Here is a 22,621-nt window from a genome sequence, read left to right as displayed (position 1 = left end):
CCACGGCCTCACGTGACCCCGTAGAACCTCTCCGTCTCCTCGACGGCGGTCCGGAACCGCTGGTCGAAGTCATCGCGCATGAGCGTCCGGACGACATAGTCCTGGACGCTCATGCCGCGTTTGGCGGCGTGTTCCCGGAGCCGTTCGAGCAAGTCGTGGTCCATGCGCAGGCTGAGCACCTCGGTCGCCATACGGAGGAGCGTTGCCGCACCCCGCGGTGCGATGTGTGCCGAATCGCGGTTGGATCACTCTTACGAGTGATCCTGTGCGACAGTGGCGGGAGTCACGGGCGAGGCGCGTCGCACGAGTGGTCTTTAGCGAGAGTAATGAGTTAAGCTAAAGAACATGCCGGACTTCAGCCATGGCGACGACGCAGCCGCCGTGAACGCCCTTCGCTCCGCCGTCATGCGGCTGTCCCGTCGGCTCAAGCACCAGCGGGTCGACGAGTCACTGAGCCCCACCGAGATGTCGGTGCTCGGCACCCTGGCCCGCTTCGGCCGCGCCACCCCCGGCGAACTCGCCCGCAAGGAGCACGTCCAGCCGCCGTCGATGACCCGCATCGTGGCCCTGCTGGAGGCCAAGGGTCTCGTCCGGCTGGAACCGCACCCCGACGACCGCCGGCAGAAGGTCGTCACCCAGACCGAGCGGGCCGAGGCGATGCTCGAGGAGAGCCGCCGCAAGCGGAACGCGTTCCTGGCCACCCTCGTCGAGGACCTCGACGAGGACGAGTGGGCCACCCTGCGCGCCGCCGCCCCCGTACTGGAGAAACTCGCACACATCTGAGTACGCAGCAGCGCCGCGGGCAGCGGCGGCAGCAAGGAGGCGAACCTTTTGAGTACGGGATCCGGAGCAGCTTCCGCCCCCGCACCTGAACCCCACGACACGTTGTCCGCCCTCGACACCTCCGCCCGCAAGAACTCCATGTTCTCCTCGCTGCGGATCAGGAACTACCGCCTGTTCTTCCTCGGCCAGGTCGTCTCCAACACCGGCACCTGGATGCAGCGCATCGCCCAGGACTGGCTGGTGCTCACCCTCACCGGCTCCTCGGCCGCCGTCGGCATCACCACGGCCCTGCAGTTCCTGCCGATGCTGCTCTTCGGCCTCTACGGCGGCGTCCTCGTCGACCGTCTGCGCAAGCGGCCCACGCTGCTCGTCACCCAGACCGCGATGGCCCTCACCTCCCTCGCGCTGGCCGCCCTCACCCTGACCGGACAGGTCCAGGTCTGGCACATCTACGTCGCCGCCTTCGCCCTCGGCCTCGCGACCGTCGTCGACAACCCGGCCCGCCAGTCCTTCGTCACCGAGCTGGTCGGCCCCGGCCAGCTGCAGAACGCGGTCAGCCTGAACTCCGCGAACTTCCAGTCCGCCCGCCTGGTCGGCCCCGCCGTCGCCGGCCTGCTGATCACCGGCGTCGGCACCGGCTGGGCGTTCCTCCTCAACGGGCTGTCCTTCATCGCCCCGCTCGCCGGCCTGCTGCTGATGCGCTCCCGCGAGCTGCACACCGTCGAACGCGCCCCGCGCGGCAAGGGCCAGCTGCGCGAGGGCCTGCGCTACGTCACCGGGCGCCCCGAACTGATCTGGCCGATCGTCCTGGTCGGCTTCATCGGCACGTTCGCGTTCAACTTCCCCGTCTACCTCTCGGCCTTCGCCGACGACGTCTTCCACGGGGGCGCGGGCGTCTACAGCATGTTCAACACGCTGATGGCGGTCGGCTCCGTCTCCGGCGCCCTGCTCGCCGCCCGGCGCGGCACGGCCCGCCTGCGGCTGCTGATCGTCGCCGCACTGGCCTTCGGCGGGCTGGAGATCCTGGCCGCGGCCTCGCCCGAGCTGTGGATGTTCGCCCTGATCATGGTGCCGCTGGGCCTGGTCTCGATGACGGTCAACGTCACCACCAACACCAGCCTCCAGATGTCCACCGACCCGGCGATGCGCGGCCGCGTGATGGCCCTCTACATGATGGTCTTCCTCGGCGGCTCCCCGGTCGGCGCCCCGATCGTCGGCTGGGTCACCGACACCTACGGCGCCCGCGTGGGCTTCGCGGCGGGCGGCGCGGTCGCGGTGGCCGCGGCGGCCGTCATCGGCCTGATCCTGGCGAGGGCCGGCGGCCTGCGCCTCTCGGTCGGCTGGCACGGCGGCCACCCCCGCGTGCGCTTCGTCCCCCGGGAACACCAGGAGGCCCTGGCCCCGGCGGTATGACATCCGCCGGGCCGGGGTCAGCCGCGGGGGAACTCGTCGGTCCTGAGGACGAGACCGACGGCGGTCCTGGCCAGATCGATCTCGATGCCGAAGCCGAAGCACACGCTGCCGTGGTACTTCCCGTCCCCCGGCAGCGTGTGCAGGTGCCACTCGCCGGTGTACGGGTCCACGATCAGGTACACCGGCACCCCGGCGGCGGCGTACGCGTCCTTCTTGGGACCGTAGTCGTTGCCGGCGGTCTTCCTGGAAATCACCTCGGCGACGAACTGGACGTCCTCGCAACGCCACCGCCCGTCGGCGTTCTTGGTTGCGCCCTCGGCCATCAGAGTCACGTCGGAGGCGAATCCGTTGAGGTGCCCCGGGTAGTCGATGCGGACGTCGGACTTGACTCGCTTGCGCGGGTACTTCGCGCGCAGTTGATCGTAGAGGTCCGCGATGATGTCCCAGTGCGTGTCCCGCTGTGGCGTCATGAAAATGTGCCCCCCGACGATCTCGGTCTTGTAACCCTCGGGGATGGGCATCTTTTCCAGCCACTCGAACATCATGTCGAGCGTGAGCTCGTCGCCGCTCTCGGCCATCTCGATCCTGTCTTCGAGGACGGTCATCGTGGCGCTCCTCCCCGGCTGCCGCTCAATGCGCACAGCCGCGCGGTACAACGATACGCACGGCGACCAGGACACGCGTGAGCGTACGTACGTTCCCTTGCGAGACTGGGCGTATGAGACTCTTCGCCGCCGTGTTGCCGCCCGAGGACGTGGTGCGGGAGCTGGCCGTCGCGCTGCGGGGGCTGCGGGGGCTGCCCGGGGCGGACGGGATGCGGTGGACCGAGCGGGCCGGGTGGCACTTCACGCTCGCGTTCTACGGCGAGGTCGACGACGGGCTCGTGCCCGAGCTGGCGGCGCGGCTGGGGCGGGCCGCGTCCCGGACCGAGCCGTTCCGGCTGGGGCTGCTCGGCGGCGGGCAGTTCGGGCGCGGGAAGGCGCTGTGGGCCGGGGCCGAGGGCGACCTGCGCACGATGCGGCTGCTGGCCGGGCGGGCCGAGGCGGCGGCGCGGAAGGCCGGCCTGGACATGGGTGAGCACCGCCGCTACAAGGCCCACCTGACGGTGGCCCGCAGCCGGGACGGCCTGGACGTACGGCCGTACGTGGACGCCCTGCGCGACTTCCGGAGCCGGGTCTGGACCGTGGACGAACTGGTGCTCGTGCGCAGCAGCCTGCCGAGGTCCGGTGTGCCCGGCGAACAGCCCCGCTATGAGGCGGTCGCCCGCCGGGCACTCGGCGCGGCCGGTTAGGCTCGACGACGTGGACCCGAAGACCCGGAACCGGATCATGGCCGGTGCGCTCGTACTGATGTTCGTCGTGGTGGCTCTGGCGGCGGCGCTGGGCAGGTAGCGCCGCCGCCGGCCGCCGTACCCGCCGCTACCAGGCGAAGGCCTCCGGCGACGGCCCCGGACCCGGGAAGATCTCGTCCAGCGAGGTCAACAGCTCCTCGCCCAGCTCCAGCTCGACCGCCTTCAGCGCGGACGCGAGCTGCGCGGCGGTGCGCGGACCGACGATCGGGCCGGTCACCCCCGGCCGGGTGAGCAGCCAGGCCAGCGCGGCCTCGCCGGGCTCGACGCCGTGCTTGTCGAGCAGGTCCTCGTACGCCTGGATCTGCGCCCGGGACGACGGATCGGCGAGGGTGTCGGCGGCCCGCCCGGAGGCGCGGCGGCCGCCCTCGGCCTCCTTCTTCAGCACACCGCCCAGCAGACCGCCGTGCAGCGGTGACCACGGGATGACCCCGAGGCCGTACTCCTGCGCGGCCGGGATGACCTCCATCTCGGCGCGCCGTTCGGCGAGGTTGTAGAGGCACTGCTCGCTGACCAGGCCGATGGTGCCGCCGCGCCGGGCGGCGATCTCGTTGGCCTGGGCGATCTTGTAGCCGGGGAAGTTCGAGGAACCGGCGTAGAGGATCTTGCCCTGCTGGACCAGGACGTCGATCGCCTGCCAGATCTCCTCGAACGGCGTGTCCCGGTCGACGTGGTGGAACTGGTACACGTCGATGTAGTCCGTCCGGAGCCGCTTCAGCGAGGCGTCGACGGCCCGGCGGATGTTCACCGCCGACAGCTTGTCGTGGTTGGGCCAGGCGTCGCCGTCGGCGGCCATGTTCCCGTACACCTTGGTCGCGAGGACCACCTTGTCCCGGCGGTCGCCGCCCTTGGCGAACCAGTTCCCGAGGATCGATTCCGTACGGCCCTTGTTCTCGCCCCAGCCGTAGACGTTGGCCGTGTCGAAGAAGTTGATGCCGGCGTCCAGCGCGGCGTCCATGATGGTGTGGCTGTCGGCCTCGTCGGTCTGCGGACCGAAGTTCATCGTCCCGAGGACGAGCCGGCTGACCTTGAGTCCCGTGCGTCCGAGCTGCGTGTACTTCATGGTCGTCAAGCCAACGACTTGGAGTGCGCTCTATGCAAGAGGAGGCCGGTCGCACGGAAAGCCGTCGGTCTTGAGGACCAGGCCCACAGGGGTGGTCGTCATGTCGACCTCGCCGCCGTAGTCGATGGACGTGTCGCTCACGTAGGTGCCGTTCTTGGGGTGCGTGAACAGGCGGCACTTGCGGACATAAGGATCGGCGATCAGGTAGACCGGCACCTGTGCGAGGGCGTACGCGGTCTTCTTGGGGTCATAGTCGTTCTGCGCCGTGTCCTTGGAGATGACTTCGGCGACGAACTCCACGTCCTGGTAACGCCACTTGCCTTGGTCGTCCTTGCGCGCTCCGTCTCTGATCTTCGCGACGTCCGGGCAGAACCCGTTGCGGTGGCCGGGGAAGTCGATGCGGACATCCGAGAACAGCCTGGCCTGTCGCCCGAACCGGTCTTCCAGGGCCCAGAGGATCATGCGAATGGTCTCCCAGTGGATGTCCCGCTGCGGCGCCATGTAGACAGCCCCCCCGACGATTTCGACCTTGTATCCCTCGGGGACGGGCATCTTCTCGAGCCGCTCGAACATCTCGTCCAATTGGCGCGTGTTGTCGCTCTCGGCCATCGCGATCCTGTCGTCGAGGACGGTCATCGTGGCGCTCCTCCCCGGCCGCCCACGGACGAGTCGGCCGCGCGGTACAACGATACGCACGGCGGGTGGGACACGGGGCCGGGTGCATATGCCAGGGGCGCCCCCGGCGGCTAGGTCGCCTCGTAGCGGCCGCCCAGACCCCACTCGCGCCACAGCGCCTCCGCGAACGCTCCCGCGATCTTGTGTTCGCCGGTCTCGTTGGGGTGGGTGCCGTCGTAGGTGTCCGTGTGGAAGTCGTACGACGCGGGCGGGGGGACGAGGAGCAGGGGGGAGTCCGGTGCGTCCAGGTCGGTGAGGGTCTTGGCGAGGAGTTCGTTGAAGTGGGCGACCTGGTCGGCGAAGGCCGTGTCGGCCTCCGCCCGGATGTTCCGGATCACCGGCATGACGGCCATGCGGATGCCCGGCCTCGCCGCCCTGGCCTCCGCGACGAACGCGCGGACGTTGTCCGCCGTCTGCTCGGCGTCGGTGTAGAAGCCGAGGTCGATCAGGCCCAGCGAGACCAGCAGCACGTCCGCGCGGCAGGAGCGCGCGGTCTCGCCGATCAGCGGGGTCATGTGGTGCCAGCCCTCGCCCCAGCCGGCCAGGTGGCCGCGCGGGAAGCCGGGGTCGGCGTAGGCGTGGGAGGTGGGGGCGTCCGTCGCCGGGTCGTGCAGCGTCTCGCGCGGGCCGACCAGCGTGAAGGGGCCGCCGTACGCCGTGCACAGGTGCTGCCACAGCCGGTAGCGCCAGGTGTGTTCACCCGCGCTCCCGATCGTCATCGAGTCACCTACGGGCATGAACCTGAGCACCCCGTCATCATGGTCGATCGGCCCGGTCACCGCGATGTGAGCCCGAACACCCGCCGTGAAGTGCGGTGCGGGATGGCACTCTTGGCACATGCGCCGACCCTTCGCCCTGCTCGCCGCGGCACTCCTCATGAGCGCCCCGGCCGTGCCCGCCTCCGCAGCCGACGGCGACGAGGGGTTCACCGTCAAGGACCCGCGCATCACCGAGTCCAGCGGGCTCGCCGCCTCCCGTCTCCACCCCGGCGTCTACTGGACCCACAACGACAGCGACGACGGCCCCTACCTCTACGCCGTCGACAGCGCGACCGGTGAGACCGTCGCCCGCCTCACCCTCACCGGCATCGGCTCGCCCCGGGACGTCGAGGCCGTCTCCATCGGGCCCGGCAACCGGATCTTCGTCGGGGACATCGGCGACAACCTCGGCGGCACCTGGCCCTACGTCTGGATCTACGAGCTGCCCGAGCCGAAGGAGCTCAAGGACGCCACCGTGCGGGCCACGCAGTACGTCGTGAAGTACTCCGACGGGGCCCGGGACGCCGAGTCGATGGTGGTGCACCCGAAGACCGGGCGCGTCTACATCGTCGACAAGAAGGAGGAGGGCGGGCACCTGTACGAGGGGCCCGCGAAGCTCTCGGCGACCGGGGACAACGTGTTCCGTCCGATCGCCCCGGTGGAGCTGTGGGCCACCGACGCGGCGCTCTCCCCGGACGGCGAACAGCTCGCGGTGCGCGGCTACTTCGGCGGCATCCACTACTCCTGGAACGGCGGCGAGCTGCAGCGCAAGGGGCGGCTGAGCGTGCCGCTCCAGGGGCAGGGGGAGTCCGTGACGTACTCCGCCGACGGGTCCCGGCTGATGTACGGCAGCGAGGGCACGCAGAGCGCGGTCGAGTCCCGGGAGGCGCCCGGCGGGGGCGGCAGGAAGGGGGCGTCGGCCGGCGGCGGGAGCGCCGAGGGGGCGGAGAGCGGCGGCGGCGACGGGACCGGGGGCACGGTCAAGGCGGGCGGCGTGGTGGTGGCGGCCCTGGTCCTGTTGCTCGTCCTCCGGCTGACGCGCCGCCGGGCCCGCTGATCACTCCGTGGTGCGCCGCCCGGCGACGAGCACCTCGAGGCCGTCCAGGATCCGCTGCAGGCCGAAGTCGAAGTGGTCGAAGCCGGGGCCGAAGGTGTCCTCGGACAGTCCCGCGAGGACGGGGTAGCGTCCGCTCTTCATGGCCTTCTCCAGCGCCGGGCGCTGGGCCTCCCAGAACTGGGCGTCGGTGAGCCCGGAGCTGCGTTCGGCGTGCTCCTGGTAGAGCTGGGTGCGGGCCGCGCCGACGACGTACCCGTCGATCAGGATGATCACCGACACCAGCTCGGGGTCGGACAGGCCCATCGGCTTGATCCGGGAGAGCACCTTCTCCATGCCGTCCAGCGCGCTCGGGCCGAGGACCGGGCGGGACTGGTTGACCTCCATCAGCCAGGGGTGCCGGCGGTACAGGGCGAGGGTGGCGTGGCCCAGGGCCTCCAGCGCGCCGCGCCAGCCGCCGTCGCCGAGGTCGGCCGGGTTCCGCGAGGGCCGCTGGACCCGGTCGAGCATCAGGTCGAGCAGTTCGGCCTTGCCGGGGACGTAGCGGTACAGGGACATCGCGCCGGTGCCGAGTTCCGTGGCGATCCGGCGCATGGACAGCGCGCCGAGCCCGTCCCGGTCGGCGACCTCGACGGCGGTCTCCACGACGCGGTCCAGGGTCAGGCCCGGTTTGGGGCCGCGGCTGGCCCGCGGGCCGGTGTCCCACAGCAGGTCGAGGGTGCGGGCGATGTCGCCGCTGCCGCTGGTCTCCGTGCCGCCCGTGCCGCTGCTCATGGGGGCAGTTTAAGTCCGCCGCGAAAAACTGAGTACACCGTACGCGTAATCGAGTACGGTGTACTCAGTTAGTGGAAGGGGGACCCATGGACGACGACGGTTACGCGGTACGGGCCGAGGGCCTGGAGAAGCGGTACGGCGAGAAGCGCGCCCTGGACGGCTTCGACCTCGCCGTCCGCGCCGGCACGGTGCACGGGCTGCTCGGGCCGAACGGCGCGGGAAAGACCACCGCCGTGCGCATCCTGTCGACGCTGATCCGGCTCGACGGCGGCCGCGCCACGGTGGCCGGGCTCGACGTGGCCCGCAGGGCGCGCGAGGTGCGGGCGCGGATCGGGCTCACCGGGCAGTACGCGGCGGTGGACGAGGTGCTCACCGGGCGGCAGAACCTGGAGATGTTCGGCAGGCTGTTCCATCTGGGCGGCGCCCGTGCCCGGGCACGGGCGGCCGAGCTGCTGGAGCAGTTCGACCTGACCGACGCCGCCGACAAGGGGGTCGGCGGCTACAGCGGCGGCATGCGGCGGCGGCTCGACCTCGCGGCCTCGATGATCCTGGCGCCTGCCGTGCTGTTCCTGGACGAGCCGACGACGGGCCTCGACCCGCGCAGCCGGGGCGAAGTCTGGGATTCGGTCCGGGCGTTGGTGGCCGGCGGGACGACCGTGCTGCTGACCACGCAGTATCTGGAGGAGGCCGACAGGCTCGCCTCCCGGATCACCGTCATCGACCGGGGCCGGGCCATCGCCGACGACACCCCGGACGGGCTGAAGAACCTGGTCGGCGGCGACCGCATCGAGGTCGTGGTCGCCGAACGGACCGACATCCCGCGGGCGGTGAAGGTGGTCGCCCGGGTGGCGGACGGCGAACCGGAGGCGGACGAGTCCGAGTTGCGGGTGCACGCCCCGGTGACCGACCGGGTGGCCGCGCTGACGGACGTGGCCCGCACCCTCCAGGACGAGGGCGTACGGGTCGAGGACATCGGGCTGCGCAGGCCCAGCCTCGACGACGTGTTCCTGCGCCTGACCGGACACCGCACGGAGAAGGAGGAGTCGGCGGCATGAGCGCGCTCGACCTGACCGCACCGGCCGCGCACGGCCGCGCGTACTGGGCGCTGGCGGACTGCTGGAACATCGTCCGCCGCGGCCTGACCCACTACCGGCGGCAGCCGGTCAACATCGCCTGGCAGCTGGGCTTCCCGATCCTGTCGGTCCTCCTCTACGGCTATGTCTTCGGCAGCGCGATGACGGTGCCCGGCGGCGGGGACTACAAGGACTTCCTGATGCCGGGCATGTTCGTGATGACGATGGCGTTCGGCTTCATCAACACCGCGACCGTGGTGGTCCACGACTCCACCAAGGGGGTCATCGACCGCTTCCGCTCCATGCCGATGTCCTCGTCGGCGGTGGTGGCCGGACGCGGGGTGACCGATCTGGCCGTCGCCTGCGCCGAGTTGGGCATCATGATGCTGACCGCGCTGGCCATGGGCTGGCGCCCGGACGGCGGCTGGGGCTTCCTGGCGGCGTTCGGACTGCTGCTGTGGCTGCGGTTCGCGCTCATCTGGATCGGCGTCTGGCTGGGCCTGCTGGTGCCCAACCCGGAGGCGGCGGGCGGCCTGTTCGCGGTCGCCTTCCCGCTGACGATGATCTCCAGCATCTTCGTCGCCCCGCAGCTGATGCCGGACTGGCTGGGCTGGGTGGCGGCCTGGAACCCGATCTCCTCCACGGCTGCGGCGGCCCGCGACCTGTTCGGCACCCCGGTCGGCGGCGGCGGCTCCTGGGTCGAGCGGCACGCGCTGCTGATGGCGGGGGTCTGGCCGCTCGTCCTGACGGCAGTCTTCCTGCCGCTGGCGGTGCGCAGGTTCCAGCGGCTCAGCCGCTGAGGGCCGGACGGCGCGGTGAGGCGGGCGGGGCGCGCCCGGCGGCGGAGGTGTGCCGAGCGTGAGCTGCACGGCGACGTGAACGACGCGTGAGAGTCGTCGCAGCACGCGAAGGGCGCCCGGCGGGCCTGCCGCCGGGCGCCCTTCGTCGCCGTGAGGGGAGCGGTCAGAGCTGCTCGATCACGTAGTCGACGCACTTCGTCAGGGCCTCGACGTCCGCCGGGTCGATCGCCGGGAACATCGCCACACGGAGCTGGTTGCGGCCGAGCTTGCGGTACGGCTCGGTGTCGACGACGCCGTTGGCGCGCAGGACCTTGGCGACGGCGGCCGCGTCGACCTCGTCCGTGAAGTCGATGGTGCCGATGACCTGGGAGCGCTTGGCCGGGTCGGCGACGAACGGGGCCGCGAACTTCGCGCTCTCCGCCCAGCCGTACAGACGGGTCGACGAGTCCTTCGTACGGGCCGTGGACCAGGCGAGGCCGCCCTGGCCGTTGATCCACTCCAGCTGCTCGTTGAGCAGGAACAGGGTGGCCAGGGCCGGGGTGTTGTACGTCTGGTTCTTGCGGGAGTTGTCGATCGCCGTGGGCAGGCTGAAGAACTCCGGGACATGGCGGCCGGAGGCGTGGATCCGCTCGGCGCGCTCGATCGCGGCGGGGGAGAACACGCCGATCCACAGGCCGCCGTCGGAGGCGAAGGACTTCTGCGGGGCGAAGTAGTAGACGTCCGTCTCGGCGATGTCGACCGGGAGGCCGCCCGCGCCGGAGGTGGCGTCGACCAGGACGAGGGCGCCCTCGTCGGCGCCGGCGACGCGCTCGACCGGCATGGCGACGCCGGTGGAGGTCTCGTTGTGGGTGAAGGCGTACACGTCCACGCCGGCCTCGGCGACCGCCTCGGGGTGGGTGCCCGGGTCGGAGGAGACGACGGACGGGTCGGCCAGCCACGGGGCGAGCTTGGCCGCCTTGGCGAACTTGGAGCTGAACTCGCCGAAGGTCAGGTGCTGCGACTTGTTCTCGATCAGGCCGTGGGTCGCGATGTCCCAGAACGCGGTGGAGCCGCCGTTGCCGAGGACCACCTCGTAGCCGTCGGGGAGCTGGAACAGCTCGCGGACGCCCTCGCGCACCTTGCCGACCAGGTTCTTCACCGGGGCCTGGCGGTGGGAGGTGCCCATGAGGGACGTGCCGGTCGCGGCCAGGGCGTCCAGCGCCTCCGTCCGCACCTTGGAGGGACCCGCGCCGAAACGACCGTCGGCGGGCTTGATGTCAGCAGGAATCCGGATCTCAGCCACGGTCGGAGCCTAGCGGCTGAGGGAAACCCGGGCGAAACATCGTCCGTCCGCTGAGACGCGTGGCGGGACGGGCGGTGAACGGGCGGTGGACGGGCCGGGGAGGCCCGGCCACCGCCCCCGAGGTCATCCGCCGAGCTTCACCGGGAGCTCGAACAGGTCGTTCTGGGTGACCACCGGCTTGTTGCGCAGCTCGCTCGCCGGGACCGCCAGGTCCAGTCCGGGGAAGCGGGCGTACAGGGCCGGCAGGGCCACGCCCGCCTCCAGACGGGACAGGGCCGCGCCGGGGCAGACGTGCGGGCCGTGGCCGAAGGAGATGTGCCGGCTGGCGGTCTCCCGGGTGATGTCGAAGACGCCGGCCGTCGGACCGTGCGCCTGCTCGTCCCGGCCGATCGCCGCGTACGACACGATCAGCGCGTCACCGGCCGGCAGGACCTTGTCGCCCACCGGGACGTCCTCGGTCGCGAACCGGATCAGCACGTGGGACGTCGGCGTGGCGAACCGCAGGGTCTCCTCGACCACCGCCGACCAGTCGGCCTTGCCGGACAGCACCAGTTGTCGCTGTTCCGGGTGGAGGGACAGGTTGACCACCGCGTTGACGATGAGGGAGATCGTCGTCTCGTGGCCGGCCGCGACCATCAGCTGGAGCGTGGCGACGATCTCCTCGTCGGTGAGGCGGTCGCCGTTCTCCGACGCCTGGATCAGCGCGGAGGTCAGGTCGTCGCCCGGGTTCTCCCGCTTGTGCGCGACCGTCTCGCCCATGATCCCGGCCAGTTCGGTCAGCGTCGCGACGACCTCGTCCGGCGGGGTCTGCGTGGAGAAGAACTTCTCGAACAGCTCCTTCAGCCGCGGCAGCCGCTCCTCCGCCACTCCCATCAGGTCGGCGACCACGTACATCGGCAGCGGGTAGGCGAACGCGGCCTTCAGGTCGACCGTGTCGCCGGGCTCGGCGGCCACCGCGTCCAGCAGGCCCTCGGTCAGCTCCGTGATCCGCTCCCGCATCCGCTCCACCCGGCGGGGGGTGAGCGCCTGCGCGACCAGGGTGCGCAGCCTGCGGTGGTCGGCGCCGTCCACGGTGAGCATGGAGCGGGGCGGGTTCGCCAGCCCGATCAGCGGCCAGTCGGGGGCGATCTCGCCGCGCTGCCAGGCGGTCCAGACGTTGATGTCCTTCACCACGCGCGGGTCGGTGAGCAGCTTCTTCGCCTCGGCGTGGTGGGTGACCGCCCACACCGGCACGTCGCCCGGCAGCGTCACGGCGGCCAGCGGCCCCGCGGCCCGCAGCGCCGCGCTCTCCCCGTCCAGGTCGGACACGAACGGGTCGAGGGGGATACGCGTCTGTCCGGTGTCCGTCGTCGCGGTGTCCGTAGCAGCCGTCATGCGCGCGTGCCTCCAAGGGCGGGAGTGGGTGTGAACGTGACCGGGAGTTCGGACAGTCCCCGCAGCCACGGCGAGGGGCGGCGGGTCAGCTGCGCGGCCGGCACCGCGAGGTCGATGTCCGGCAGCCGGTCCAGTACGACCTCGATGCCGGTCCGGGCGATCACCTCGGCGATCTCCTGCGCCGGGAAGGGGCAGCGGTGCTCCCCGTGGCCGAAGGAGAAGTGGGCGCCGTTGCCGCCGGTCAGCGCCGAGCCGTCGGTGCGCACCTGGGGGTCGGAGTTGGCGCCCTGGAGGCCGAGGAGCACCATGTCGCCGGCGCGGATCCGGCGTCCGCCGAGCTGGGTGTCGCGGGACGCCCAGCGGGCGGCCACGTTCTGGGTGGGCGTGTCCTCCCAGAGCACCTCGTTCATCGCCTCGGCGATGCTGTTGCGGCCGCCGAAGAGGGACGCCGCGAACCGGGCGTCGGTGAGCATCAGATGCAGCGAGTTGCCGATCCAGTCGGCGGTCGGCTGGTGCCCGGCCGCCATCATCACCATGAGGTCCTGGCAGACCTCCTCCGGGGTGAATCCCGCGGTGTCGGCGAGCATCCGGGACGTGACGTCCTCGGCGGGACTCTCCCCACGGGCGGCCACCAGGGCCGTCATCGACGTGAACAGGTGGATCTGGCCCTCGAGGGCCCGCTCCCGCCCGTTGACCATGTCGTTGAGGGCGGTGACCAGGGCCGGGCCCTCGTCGTCGGGGAACCCGTACAGCCGGGCCAGCACCCGCACCGGCAGCAGCATCGCGAACTCGCCGATGATGTCGGCGGTGCCCTTGGCGCAGATCCCGTCGATCAGTTCGTCGGCGAACTTCTCGGCGTAGCCGCGCAGTTCGAACGGGTCGACCGCCTCCAGCGCGTCCACCAGCATCCCGGCCCGCTCGCGGTGCCGGTCGCCGACGGTGTAGAGGATCGAGGGCTGCCTGCGGCCGATCATCGGCAGCAGCGGCCAGTCGTCGGGGATGTTCTCCCACTGGTTCCACAGCTCGGAGTCGCGGCTGAACAGCCCGGGGTCGCCGGTGATCTGGTGCAGCTCGCGGTAGCCGAGCACCAGCCAGGCCGGTGCGTCCCCGTCCAGCACCACCGGGACGACGCTGCCGTGCTCGCGCCGCAGCTCCCGGTACACGCGGGCCGGGTCGTCCTGGAGCAGGGATCCCTGGAAGCGGACGGCGTTGGGAACGGAAGCGGGACTCACACCAGCTCCTGACGGGGGGCTCGGGCCGGGTCGGCGTACAGGCTCTGGATGTGCTCCACCAGCGTGATGAGCACGATCTTGCTGGACTCCCGGGAGCGCGCGTCGCAGTTCACCAGCGGCACGTGCGGGTCGAGGTCGAGGGCCTCGCGTATCTGCTGCGGGGTGAAGGTGTCCCCGCCGAAGTCGTTGCAGGCCACGATGAACGGCGTGCCGTGCCTCTCCAGCCGGTCGATGGCGTACCAGGAGTCGTCGATGCGCCGGGTGTCGACCAGCACGACGGCGCCCAGGGTGCCGGAGAACAGCCGGTCCCACAGGAACCAGAAACGTTCCTGGCCGGGCGCGCCGAACAGGTACAGCACGTTGTGCGCGTCCAGGGTGATGCGGCCGAAGTCGAAGGCGACGGTGGTCGCCGTCTTGCCGCTCACCCCGCTGGTGTCGTCGACGGCCTCGCCGGCCTGGGTCATCGTCTCCTCGGTGTTGAGGGGACGGATCTCGCTGACCGAGCGGACCATCGTCGTCTTGCCGGCGCCGAAGCCGCCCACGACCACGATCTTCAGGCCGTTGTCGGCCGAGGCGCCCAGCGGTGCACGGGTCTCGTCGACCGTTTCCGTGCGCGTCTCAGAGGTTGCGGAGTCCAACGAGCACCTGCTCCAGGATGTCGGGGTCGGGTACGGCGGCCTTGCGGGGGTGACGGGCGCTGACCCGGCCCACCGCTTGGAGGTCGGAGAGCAGGATCCGGGTGATGCTGATGGGCAGCTTCAGCTCGGCCGCGATCTCCACGACGGCCGTGGGGCGTTCGGTCAGCCGCAGGATCGCCGCGTGCTCGGACTGCATGCCGGGCACCGGATCGCATTCGGCGACGACCAGGGTCACCAGGTCGAAGGGGTTGTCGGGCCCGGACCGGCTGCGCCCTCCGGTGAGGGTGTACAGCCGGTCGGGGGCGTCGTCCCTGCCGGGCCTGCTCATGAGCTGCGGGGCAGGGCGGTCAGGTGCTCGCCGAGCTGTTCCACGAGTTCGCTCATGTTGTGCCCGATGAGCCCGGCGTCCGCGTCCTCGCTGGTGACGACCGCCAGGTGCGCGCCGGCGCCGGCCTCCACGATGAACAGCACGCCGCCGTAGAACTCGGTCATCGCCGAGCGCACCCCGCCGCTGCCGTCGCCGAACTCGACGGAGGCGCCGTGCGACAGCGACTGGATGCCGGCGGCGATCGCGGCGAGCTGGTCGGCCTGGTCGGCGGACAGCTCCGGGGTGCGGCACAGTTTCAGGCCGTCACGGGAGAGCACGAGCGCGTGCCGTGCGCCCGGCGTGCGCTCCAGCAGGCCTTCCAGCAGCCAGGTGAGCTTCTCGTCGGCGGTCGTCGTGCCGGTCATGTGGTGGTGTCGCCTTCCGGTGTTGCGGGGGTGGGTTGTGCTTCGGGAGTCGTACGCGCGGCGCCGGGGGTGTCCGTGACGGCGCCGGTGTCCGGGTCGGCCGTGTCGTCCGGGGTGGGCGGGCGGACGGCCTGGCGGAAGCTGCTGAAGCGGGCGGTGCGGGCCCTGGTCTCCTCGGCCGTGGGGGCGGGCCGGGGGGCGGCGGGACGGTCGCTGCCGGAACGGGTGCGCTCGGCCTCGGCGAGGGTGCGGCCCCGGCGGCGGCGGGGCAGCACCAGGGGTGCGGCGTCGCCGTCCGGAGCGGGGGACTCGTGGACCGGCACCGGATCGGGGTCGAGGTCGGCTCCCGCGCGGGAGGCGGCGTAGGAGGCGGCGGGGCGGTCGTCGTCGCGGGATGCGGGCCGCCCGGCCGGCGCGGCGCCGGCCGGGGTGGTGGTGCCGCCGTGCGCGGTGGCGTGCGTGGTCTCCGGCTCCGGCCGGTCGGGGGCGGTGGAGCGGGCGGTCGGGATGGCCGCCTGGCCGCTGTCGCGGCGGTGGGGGAGGCCGGTGTCCGCGGTGTCCTTCGCGTCCGGGGATTCCTGGAGGTTCTTCGACGGCTTCGGGGCGGCGGCGGGCGTCGTGGCCGCCGGGAGCGGGGCGGTGGGCGCCGCGTCCGCCGGTACGAGGATGTCCTGCGGGACGAGTATCAGCACGCCCGTGCCGCCGCGGGCCGACGGACGGTAGGAGACCCGGAGGCCGTACCGCCGGGCCAGCCGGCCGACCACGGCGAGGCCGAGACGGGTGCCGGTCAGTCCACCGAGCTCGGTGGACTCGCCGGAGACCGCGCGCTCCGCGCGGCGCAGCTGCGCCTCGCCCATCACGAGCCCGCTGTCCTCGACGGACACGATGACCCCGGCCGGGACCTCCTCCACGTAGACGTGGACCTCGGCGGACGGCGGGGAGAAGTTCGCGGCGTTGTCGAGGAGTTCGGCGAGCGCGTGCATCACGCCCTCGGCGGCGTGCCCCGCGACGGCGGTGTCGCTCGCGGAGTGGACGCGCACCCGCTGGTAGCCGCTGATCCGGCCCATGGCGCCGCGCAGGATCGACTCCATGGCGATGGGCCGGGCCCAGCGGCGGCCCGAGCGGGCGCCGGTGAGGACGGCGACGGAGTCGGCGAGCCTGCCCGCCTGGGCGGTGCGGTGGTCGAGGTGGAGCAGGTCGCTGAGGACCTCCTCGTCCTGGTGCTTCTCCTCCATCGCGCGCAGGTCGGCCAGCATCCCGGTGGACAGGGCCTGCATCCGGCCGGCCGCGTTGGCGGTCGCCGACACCGCGGCGGCGCGGGCGCCGTTGGCCTCGCGCAGCTTGTCGGTCAGCCGGGAGTTCTGCTCGCGGAGCCGGTCGCCCTCGGACACCAGTTTCGCCCGCTCCGCCTCCAGCCGCTCCCGCTCGTCGAGGTGGTCGCGGGCCGTCCGGGCGGTGTGGGCCGTGTGCTCCTCGGTGATGAGGTGCAGCTTCTTGCCGTGCTCCTCCTCCAGGCGCGCCAGTTCGGCGGTGTGCGACGCGGTGAGCCGGGCCCGCTCGTCGGCGTGCTCCCGGGCCAGCCGGGCGACGTCGTCGGCGTGCTGCTCGGCCAGCCGGTCGCGTTCGGCGGCCAGGGACTCGGCGAGGTGGGCCCGCTCCTGGTCCAGGTCGGCGGACAACCGGGCGCGTTCCCGGTTGAGTTCACCGGTCAGCCGTTCGTGCTGGCGGCGGGAGTCCTCCGTCAGCCGGGCCCGCTCCTGCAGCAGCCGGCCCACGTCCTGGGTGACGGACTCCAGCCGGGCCCGTGCCGCACGCGCCGAGAGCGCGTGGTAGGCGGCCACGGCGGCGGCGGCGCACAGCAGCACGGCGGCGACGGTCCCGACCGCCGCGGTGGCGCCGACCGCGGCGTCCGGGACGAGGAAGCAGGCGGCGAGGACCGCGAGCGCGGAGAGCGCCGCGGTGAGCAGGGGGACGGGCAGCAGGCTGCGGGGGGTGGGGCGGTCGCCGGGGAGCAGGGGGGAGGTCATCAATCAGGGTCCTCGGTCGGGTCCTCGGTCGGTCCGCGGGCGTGCGCCTTCGTCTCCGCGCGGCCCTCGGGTGGGTTCCATGGGAACGCCGGACCTGATTCTGGGGTGGCTTTTCCGAACGAGGTCCGACAACTGCGCGCAACTCGCGGTCACTATATGAGAGTTCGTGATCGTCTTGGGAAGATTCCGCTTGCGTATTCTTTAGATCCCCGGTTGTGGAGCCGCCCGGGACGCCGTGAACCGTGTGCGCCGCCGCCTCTCCCCGGCCGAGGCGGAGGCATCCTGAGGGCATGACGGATCACCGGGACCTGCTGGCCGGACTGCGGGCGGCCGTGCGCGGCGAGGTCGACTTCGGCGCCACCGCACGGGCGCTGACCACGATGGACGCCTCCAACTACCGCCGGGTGCCGCTCGGCGTGGTGGCGCCGCGGGACGCCGACGACGTGGCCGCGGCACTGTCGGTGTGCCGGACGCACGGCGTCCCCGTGGTGCCGCGCGGCGGCGGCACGTCGATCGCGGGGCAGGCGACCGGGACCGGCGTAGTGCTCGACTTCACACGGCACATGAACCGTCTGCTGTCCCTCGACCCCCGGGCGCGCACGGCCGTGGTCCAGCCCGGACTCGTCCTCGACCGCCTCCAGGAGGCCGCCGCCCCGCACGGACTGCGCTTCGGGCCCGACCCCTCCACCCACGGCCGCTGCACCCTCGGCGGCATGATCGGCAACAACTCCTGCGGCTCCCACTCGGTGGCCTGGGGCACGACCGCGGACAGCGTGCGGGAACTGTCGGTCGTCACCCCGCGCGGTGAGCGGTTGCGGCCCGGACGGGGGTGGGCCGGGGCCCCGGCGGGACTGCGGGAGCTGGTGGACGGCGAACTCGCCCGGCTGCGCACCGGTTTCCCCGACCTGCCCCGCCGCATCTCCGGATACGCCCTGGACGCCCTGCTGCCCGAGAAGGGCGCTGACGTCGCCCGTTCCCTCTGCGGCTCCGAGGGCACGCTGGGCGTGCTGACGGAGGCGGTCGTGGAGCTGGTGCGGGCGCCGTGCGCCCGTGCCCTCGCCGTGCTGGCGTACGCGGACGAGAGCGGGGCCGCGGAGGCGGCGGCCGGGCTGCTGCCGTTCGGGCCGCTGACCGTGGAGGGGATGGCGGCGGATCTGGTGCCGTCCTCGGTGGACCTCCCGCGCGGTGGCGCCTGGCTGTTCGTCGAGACGGGCGGGGACACGGACGGGGAGGCGCGCGCCCGTGCGGACGCGATCGTCCGCGCGGCGGACGTCGTGGACTCCCTGGTGGTCACCGACCCGGCGCGGCAGCGCGCGCTGTGGCGTGTCCGGGAGGACGCGAGCGGCACGGCGACGAGGATGCCGGACGGCACGGAGGCCTGGCCCGGCTGGGAGGACTGCGCGGTGCCGCCCGCCCGGCTCGGCGCGTATCTGCGCGACTTCCGGGGGCTGCTGGCCGCCCACGGGCTGCGCGGGGCGCCGTACGGGCACTTCGGGGACGGCTGCATCCACGTCCGCATCGACTTCGACCTGCTGACCGGGCCGGGCGTCGCCCGCTTCCGGAGCTTCTCGGAGGAGCTGGCCGACCTGGTTGTGGCGCACGGCGGCTCGCTGTCCGGCGAGCACGGCGACGGCCAGGCACGCGCCGAACTGCTCCCGCGCATGTACGGCGCGCGGACGGTGGCCCTCTTCGAGCGCGTGAAGGCCCTCTGGGACCCGGACGACCTGCTCAACCCGGGCATGCTGGTCCGCCCCGCGCCCCTGGACGCGAACCTCCGCTTCGCCGTCCTTCCGCGCGAACCGGTGGACGTGGCCTTCGGCTACCCGGCCGACGCCGGCGACTTCTCGGCGGCGGTGCGGCGCTGCGTGGGCGTCGCCAAGTGCCGTACGGAGTCGGCGTCGGGCCCCGCGGTGATGTGCCCGTCGTTCCGGGCGACGGGGGAGGAGCGGCACTCCACGCGCGGGCGCGCCCGCCTGCTGCACGAGATGCTCGCGGGCGAGGTGGTGACCGACGGCTGGCGCTCGACGGAGGTGCGGGACGCGCTGGACCTGTGCCTGTCCTGCAAGGGCTGCCGCTCGGACTGCCCGGTCGAGGTCGACATGGCCACGTACAAGGCGGAGTTCCTGCACCACCACTACGAGGGCCGCCGCCGTCCCGCCGCGCACTACGCGATGGGGTGGCTGCCGGTGTGGCTGGGCTGGTTGGCGCGGACGCGGACGGCCGCGGTGGCCAACGGGCTGGCTTCCGTGGGCCTGTTGGCCCGGGCGGCGAAAAGGCTGGGCGGGATCGCGCGGGAGCGGGGGATCCCCCGGGTCGCGGGGGAGACCTTCACGCGGTGGTGGCGGGGGCGGCGGGCGTCCCCGGGGGACGGCGCGCTGGTGGTCCTCTGGCCGGACACCTTCACCGAGCACCTCTCGCCGTCGGTGGGCCGGGCTGCCGTGCGGGTCCTGGAGGCGGCGGGCCTGCGGGTGGCGCTGCCCCCGACCCTGCGGCCGGGCGGACGGGTGGGCGACGCCCGCTCCCGCTCCGCCCTCGCCCTGCTGACCGCCCGCAGGGCCCGGGTCTGCTGCGGCCTCACCTATGTCTCCACGGGCCAGCTCGACCGCGCCCGTACGGTCCTGACCCGCACCCTCGACCTGCTGGAACCGGTCCTGGCCACCGACGCCCCCCTGGTCGTCCTGGAACCGAGCTGCGCGGCGGCCCTGCGCACGGACGCCCCGGAACTCCTCCACGACGACCCCCGCGCTGCACGGCTCGCCGCACGCGTCCTGACCTTCGCGGAGACCCTGGAGCGGTACGCCCCGGACTGGACGCCACCGCCGGTGAACCGCCCCGTCACCGGCCAGACCCACTGCCACCAGCACGCGGTCCTGGGCGAGGAACCCGACCGCCGCCTCCGCGCGGCGGCCGGCCTCACCGGCGACCTGGCGGGCGGCTGCTGCGGCCTGGCGGGCAACTTCGGCTTCGAGAAGGGCCACTACGAGGTCTCGGCGGCCTGCGCCGAGGAGCAGCTGCTCCCCGCGGTGCGCGAGGCCCCGGAGTCGTCCGTCGTCCTGGCCGACGGCTTCTCCTGCCGCACCCAGCTGGACCAGCTGGCGGGCGTCCGGGGCCGCCACCTGGCGGAGGTGCTGGCGGAGGCGCTGGAGGAGTAGGCGGCCCGGGCGGCTTCGGTGGACGGCCGGCCTAGGGGGCCGTCTCGCCGCGGACCAAGGGGTGGCACACCGGCTGGGTGCCCTCCGGGAGGTCGTCGGGACGGCACCAGCGGGCCTCGATGATCTCGAAGGGGTCGAGGCGCAGCTCGCCGCCGAGCAGACGGGCCTCGAAGGCCACCTCCAGACGGGTGCGGAGGCCGCTGTTCAGCATGACCAGACGGCCCACCTCCACATCGAGGCCGGTCTCCTCCCTGACCTCGCGCACCACGGTCTCCCGGAAGTCCTCGCCCTTGCGGGCGAAGCCGCTCGGCAGGCCCCACTGGCGGCCCGGCGGCCACATCCGGTGGCGGAGCATCAGCACCCGCCCCTCGTCGTCGCGCACCACGCCGGTCACCCCGACCACGAATTTGGCGTGCAGCAACCACATGACGCGGCTCTGCACGGGGCGCAGCAGCCGCCAGAGACGGACGAGGAGTCGTCGCACGGGACCTCGGATGAAGGGGGAACGGACGCGGGTGTCACCACGGGGAACGGTACCCGTTCGGGGTCCACGGGATGGACGGAGTTGACCGGGGCGGGACCCCGGCCGCATCGTCAGGCATATAAGTGCTTCACGGTACTGACTTAGTCCAATACTCTGGACCGGACAGTCCACCGAGTCGCATCAAGCCCGGCAGGACCCACTCACGTATGCGCTCAGCGCGGGCAGGCGCCCGCCCCGACACCCAGGAAGGCCCGGCCCGTGACCACCCCCAGCGCCACCACCCCGTCCACCGCACCCGCGACGGGGCAGCCCGGCCATGCACCCACCCCGGGCGGCGGCCCGGGCGGGCGGGGTTCCCTCGGGCCGGTCGGGCTGGTGCTCGCGGGGGGCGTCTCCGTGCAGTTCGGCGGGGCGCTGGCGGTGACGCTGATGCCGCGGGCCGGGGCGCTCGGGGTCGTGACGCTGCGACTGCTGGTCGCGGCGATCGTGCTGATGGTGCTGTGCCGGCCGAAGCTGCGCGGGCACTCCCGCACCGACTGGGGCACGGTGATCGTCTTCGGTGTCGCCATGGCGGCGATGAACGGCCTCTTCTACCAGTCCGTCGCCCGGATCCCGCTGGGCCCCGCGGTCACGCTGGAGGTCCTCGGCCCGCTCGCCCTGTCCGTCCTGGCTTCCCGGCGGGCGGTGAACCTCGTCTGGGCCGGCCTCGCCCTCGCCGGAGTGTTCCTGCTCGGCGGTGGCGGCGGCTTCGACAGTCTCGACCCGCTGGGTGTGGTCTTCGCACTGGCCGCCGGCGCCATGTGGGCCGCGTACATCGTCTTCAGTGCCCGTACGGGGCGCCGCTTCCCGCAGGCGGACGGGCTCGCCCTCGCCATGGCCGTCGCGGCGGTCCTCTTCCTGCCCCTCGGGATCGTGGAGTCCGGCACGAAGCTCCTGGACCCGACCACCTTCGCCCTGGGCGCGGCGGTCGCGGTGCTCTCCTCCGTCCTCCCGTACACCCTCGAACTCCTGGCGCTGCGCCGCCTTCCCGCCTCGACCTTCGCCATTCTGATGAGCCTGGAACCGGCCCTCGCCGCCACCGCCGGCTTCCTGATCCTCGACCAGGCCCTCTCCACCGCCCAGGCCGCCGCCATCGCCCTGGTCATCGCGGCGAGCATGGGCGCGGTGCGCACGCAGGTGGGGCGGGGCAGGGTGAAGGGGGCGACACCGTCCGCCATCACCCCGGCGCGGCGGGACTAGCCTGCCCCGACGGCCCCACCGCCGCCCGGCCGCGCACGGCGCACACCGCGCCCGCGGGCGGGGAGTGCTGCACGCTACAGCCGTACCGAAAGGTTCCCGACAGTGGCCGTTATGGTCAGCTCGCCGCCGATTGCGTGCAGGTAGGCCGCCATCGTTGAGGTGTCGAGACGGGCGGTACCCCGCTCGATCTGACTGACCCGGCCCTGAGTGACGCCCATCGCCTTGGCGACCTGGACCTGCGTGAAACCCTGGGCCTTGCGGAGGGCGGCCAGCTCGTGTCCCCGTTCCGCGTCGATCATCTCCGCCTTGATGGCGTCGATGCGTTCGCGCTTCTCGGGGGTGATGTCGGCCGTCAGATCGTCCATGGAGCCGAGATTCATCTGCCCTGCCCTTCCTTCTTTTCCTGCTCCAGCGCCTCAAGGTATGCCGTGTACTTGTCGTCTGCCTCTTTGATCGCTCGCGGGTACCAGGACGCCCAGCGGCGTCCGGTCGCCTTGTTGCCCGCCACCAGGAAGATGGCCCGACGCTCGGGGTCGAAGACGAACAGCATCCGGATGCTCACCGTCCCGCCGTTGCGTGGGCGTAACTCCCGCATGTTCCGGAAGCGGCTCCTCTCGATGGCGCCGACCGTCGGCCGCCGAAGCGCCGGACCCACTTCACGTTGGGGTCGCGGTAAGAGCCAGCAAGCGTGCTTGATTGTTTTGGGGGGTGCTGCCATGC

Annotated in this window: 24 protein-coding genes; 8 read left to right on the top strand and 16 right to left on the bottom strand. The window is 72.4% G+C overall.

All coding sequences use genetic code 11. From position 1 onward, the window contains the following. Window positions 1–8 precede the first annotated feature (8 nt). The gene (locus tag CNQ36_RS15430) at window positions 9–191 is read right to left on the bottom strand and encodes a ribbon-helix-helix protein, CopG family (protein ID WP_004930003.1); all 183 of its coding nucleotides are present in this window, start codon (window positions 189–191) and stop codon (window positions 9–11) included. 154 nt (window positions 192–345) lie between these two features. Here CNQ36_RS15430 and CNQ36_RS15425 point away from each other — a divergent pair, with 154 nt between their 5' ends. Together CNQ36_RS15425 and CNQ36_RS15420 are read left to right on the top strand one after the other, a co-directional pair. After that, entirely contained in the window at window positions 346–783 is a 438-nt protein-coding gene (locus CNQ36_RS15425; RefSeq protein ID WP_004930004.1) for a MarR family winged helix-turn-helix transcriptional regulator, read from the top strand. Window positions 784–831: 48 nt separating this feature from the next. Further along, the gene (locus CNQ36_RS15420; RefSeq protein WP_121546444.1) at window positions 832–2,196 is read left to right on the top strand and encodes an MFS transporter; all 1,365 of its coding nucleotides are present in this window, start codon (window positions 832–834) and stop codon (window positions 2,194–2,196) included. Window positions 2,197–2,213: 17 nt separating this feature from the next. Here the strand turns inward: CNQ36_RS15420 and CNQ36_RS15415 are convergent, their stop codons facing one another. Continuing rightward, window positions 2,214–2,801: a Uma2 family endonuclease gene (locus tag CNQ36_RS15415; RefSeq protein ID WP_121546443.1), complete on the bottom strand. Its 588-nt coding sequence runs from the start codon at window positions 2,799–2,801 to the stop codon at window positions 2,214–2,216. Window positions 2,802–2,914: 113 nt separating this feature from the next. Here CNQ36_RS15415 and thpR point away from each other — a divergent pair, with 113 nt between their 5' ends. Continuing rightward, window positions 2,915–3,487 (top strand): RNA 2',3'-cyclic phosphodiesterase, encoded by a 573-nt coding sequence (gene thpR, locus CNQ36_RS15410; RefSeq protein ID WP_121546442.1) that lies wholly within the window; start codon window positions 2,915–2,917, stop codon window positions 3,485–3,487. Window positions 3,488–3,614: 127 nt separating this feature from the next. On the opposite strand, the gene CNQ36_RS15405 is transcribed toward thpR, so the two are convergent. The 3 genes from CNQ36_RS15405 to CNQ36_RS15395 all read right to left on the bottom strand — a co-directional run bounded on the left by CNQ36_RS15405 (window position 3,615) and on the right by CNQ36_RS15395 (window position 6,031). Beyond that, entirely contained in the window at window positions 3,615–4,607 is a 993-nt protein-coding gene (locus tag CNQ36_RS15405; protein ID WP_004930008.1) for an aldo/keto reductase, read from the bottom strand. A 30-nt stretch (window positions 4,608–4,637) separates the two neighbouring features. Continuing rightward, window positions 4,638–5,243, bottom strand: a complete 606-nt coding sequence (locus tag CNQ36_RS15400; RefSeq protein WP_121546441.1) for a Uma2 family endonuclease — start codon at window positions 5,241–5,243, stop codon at window positions 4,638–4,640. A 110-nt stretch (window positions 5,244–5,353) separates the two neighbouring features. Further along, window positions 5,354–6,031 (bottom strand): GDSL-type esterase/lipase family protein, encoded by a 678-nt coding sequence (locus tag CNQ36_RS15395; RefSeq protein ID WP_121546440.1) that lies wholly within the window; start codon window positions 6,029–6,031, stop codon window positions 5,354–5,356. Window positions 6,032–6,119: 88 nt separating this feature from the next. Between CNQ36_RS15395 and CNQ36_RS15390 the strand changes: the two genes are divergently transcribed. After that, entirely contained in the window at window positions 6,120–7,097 is a 978-nt protein-coding gene (locus CNQ36_RS15390) for a WD40 repeat domain-containing protein (RefSeq protein WP_121546439.1), read from the top strand. On the opposite strand, the gene CNQ36_RS15385 is transcribed toward CNQ36_RS15390, so the two are convergent. Next, window positions 7,098–7,868: a TetR/AcrR family transcriptional regulator gene (locus tag CNQ36_RS15385; protein ID WP_121546438.1), complete on the bottom strand. Its 771-nt coding sequence runs from the start codon at window positions 7,866–7,868 to the stop codon at window positions 7,098–7,100. 86 nt (window positions 7,869–7,954) lie between these two features. On the opposite strand from CNQ36_RS15385, the gene CNQ36_RS15380 reads away from it, so the two are divergent. Then, window positions 7,955–8,923, top strand: coding sequence for an ATP-binding cassette domain-containing protein (locus CNQ36_RS15380; RefSeq protein ID WP_121546437.1), 969 nt, complete (start codon window positions 7,955–7,957; stop codon window positions 8,921–8,923). Next, complete coding sequence (locus tag CNQ36_RS15375; protein ID WP_121546436.1) at window positions 8,920–9,741, top strand: ABC transporter permease; 822 nt, start codon at window positions 8,920–8,922, stop codon at window positions 9,739–9,741. The genes CNQ36_RS15380 and CNQ36_RS15375 overlap by 4 nt, the downstream gene beginning before the upstream one ends. Window positions 9,742–9,904: 163 nt before the next feature. On the opposite strand, the gene serC is transcribed toward CNQ36_RS15375, so the two are convergent. From serC to CNQ36_RS15340, 7 genes are all read right to left on the bottom strand, one after another. After that, window positions 9,905–11,023 carry a phosphoserine transaminase gene (serC, locus tag CNQ36_RS15370; RefSeq protein WP_121546435.1) on the bottom strand — a complete coding sequence of 373 codons (1,119 nt, stop codon included), beginning with the start codon at window positions 11,021–11,023 and terminating at the stop codon, window positions 9,905–9,907. A gap of 123 nt (window positions 11,024–11,146) precedes the next feature. Then, the gene (locus CNQ36_RS15365) at window positions 11,147–12,397 is read right to left on the bottom strand and encodes a cytochrome P450 family protein (protein ID WP_121546434.1); all 1,251 of its coding nucleotides are present in this window, start codon (window positions 12,395–12,397) and stop codon (window positions 11,147–11,149) included. After that, window positions 12,394–13,629, bottom strand: coding sequence for a cytochrome P450 (locus tag CNQ36_RS15360; protein ID WP_004930019.1), 1,236 nt, complete (start codon window positions 13,627–13,629; stop codon window positions 12,394–12,396). Before CNQ36_RS15360 ends, CNQ36_RS15365 begins: the two co-directional genes overlap by 4 nt. After that, on the bottom strand, window positions 13,626–14,267 hold the full coding sequence (locus tag CNQ36_RS15355) for a GTP-binding protein (protein WP_387913458.1): 642 nt from the start codon (window positions 14,265–14,267) through the stop codon (window positions 13,626–13,628). The genes CNQ36_RS15360 and CNQ36_RS15355 overlap by 4 nt, the downstream gene beginning before the upstream one ends. Then, the gene (locus CNQ36_RS15350; RefSeq protein ID WP_004930025.1) at window positions 14,248–14,595 is read right to left on the bottom strand and encodes a DUF742 domain-containing protein; all 348 of its coding nucleotides are present in this window, start codon (window positions 14,593–14,595) and stop codon (window positions 14,248–14,250) included. The genes CNQ36_RS15355 and CNQ36_RS15350 overlap by 20 nt, the downstream gene beginning before the upstream one ends. After that, complete coding sequence (locus CNQ36_RS15345) at window positions 14,592–14,999, bottom strand: roadblock/LC7 domain-containing protein (RefSeq protein WP_004930026.1); 408 nt, start codon at window positions 14,997–14,999, stop codon at window positions 14,592–14,594. Before CNQ36_RS15345 ends, CNQ36_RS15350 begins: the two co-directional genes overlap by 4 nt. After that, entirely contained in the window at window positions 14,996–17,026 is a 2,031-nt protein-coding gene (locus CNQ36_RS15340) for an ATP-binding protein (RefSeq protein WP_121546433.1), read from the bottom strand. Before CNQ36_RS15340 ends, CNQ36_RS15345 begins: the two co-directional genes overlap by 4 nt. Window positions 17,027–17,316: 290 nt before the next feature. Here CNQ36_RS15340 and CNQ36_RS15335 point away from each other — a divergent pair, with 290 nt between their 5' ends. Beyond that, entirely contained in the window at window positions 17,317–20,178 is a 2,862-nt protein-coding gene (locus CNQ36_RS15335) for an FAD-binding and (Fe-S)-binding domain-containing protein (protein WP_121546432.1), read from the top strand. A gap of 31 nt (window positions 20,179–20,209) precedes the next feature. Here CNQ36_RS15335 and CNQ36_RS15330 read toward each other — a convergent pair whose 3' ends face one another. Then, entirely contained in the window at window positions 20,210–20,662 is a 453-nt protein-coding gene (locus CNQ36_RS15330) for an NUDIX hydrolase (RefSeq protein WP_121546431.1), read from the bottom strand. Between the two features lie 258 nt (window positions 20,663–20,920). Here CNQ36_RS15330 and CNQ36_RS15325 point away from each other — a divergent pair, with 258 nt between their 5' ends. Next, window positions 20,921–21,901 (top strand): EamA family transporter, encoded by a 981-nt coding sequence (locus CNQ36_RS15325; RefSeq protein ID WP_121546430.1) that lies wholly within the window; start codon window positions 20,921–20,923, stop codon window positions 21,899–21,901. Window positions 21,902–21,975: 74 nt separating this feature from the next. Here CNQ36_RS15325 and CNQ36_RS15320 read toward each other — a convergent pair whose 3' ends face one another. After that, a complete protein-coding gene (locus CNQ36_RS15320) occupies window positions 21,976–22,281 on the bottom strand; it encodes a helix-turn-helix domain-containing protein (protein ID WP_121546429.1) in 306 nt (101 codons plus the stop codon). After that, the gene (locus tag CNQ36_RS15315; RefSeq protein ID WP_121546428.1) at window positions 22,278–22,619 is read right to left on the bottom strand and encodes a type II toxin-antitoxin system RelE/ParE family toxin; all 342 of its coding nucleotides are present in this window, start codon (window positions 22,617–22,619) and stop codon (window positions 22,278–22,280) included. The genes CNQ36_RS15320 and CNQ36_RS15315 overlap by 4 nt, the downstream gene beginning before the upstream one ends. Between the last annotated feature and the right edge of the window lie 2 nt (window positions 22,620–22,621).

The sequence above is a fragment of the Streptomyces fungicidicus genome (assembly GCF_003665435.1).
Lineage (GTDB): Bacteria > Actinomycetota > Actinomycetes > Streptomycetales > Streptomycetaceae > Streptomyces > Streptomyces fungicidicus.
The sequence above is the reverse complement of the archived record's forward strand: the minus strand, read 5'-3'. Positions and strand labels throughout refer to the sequence as shown.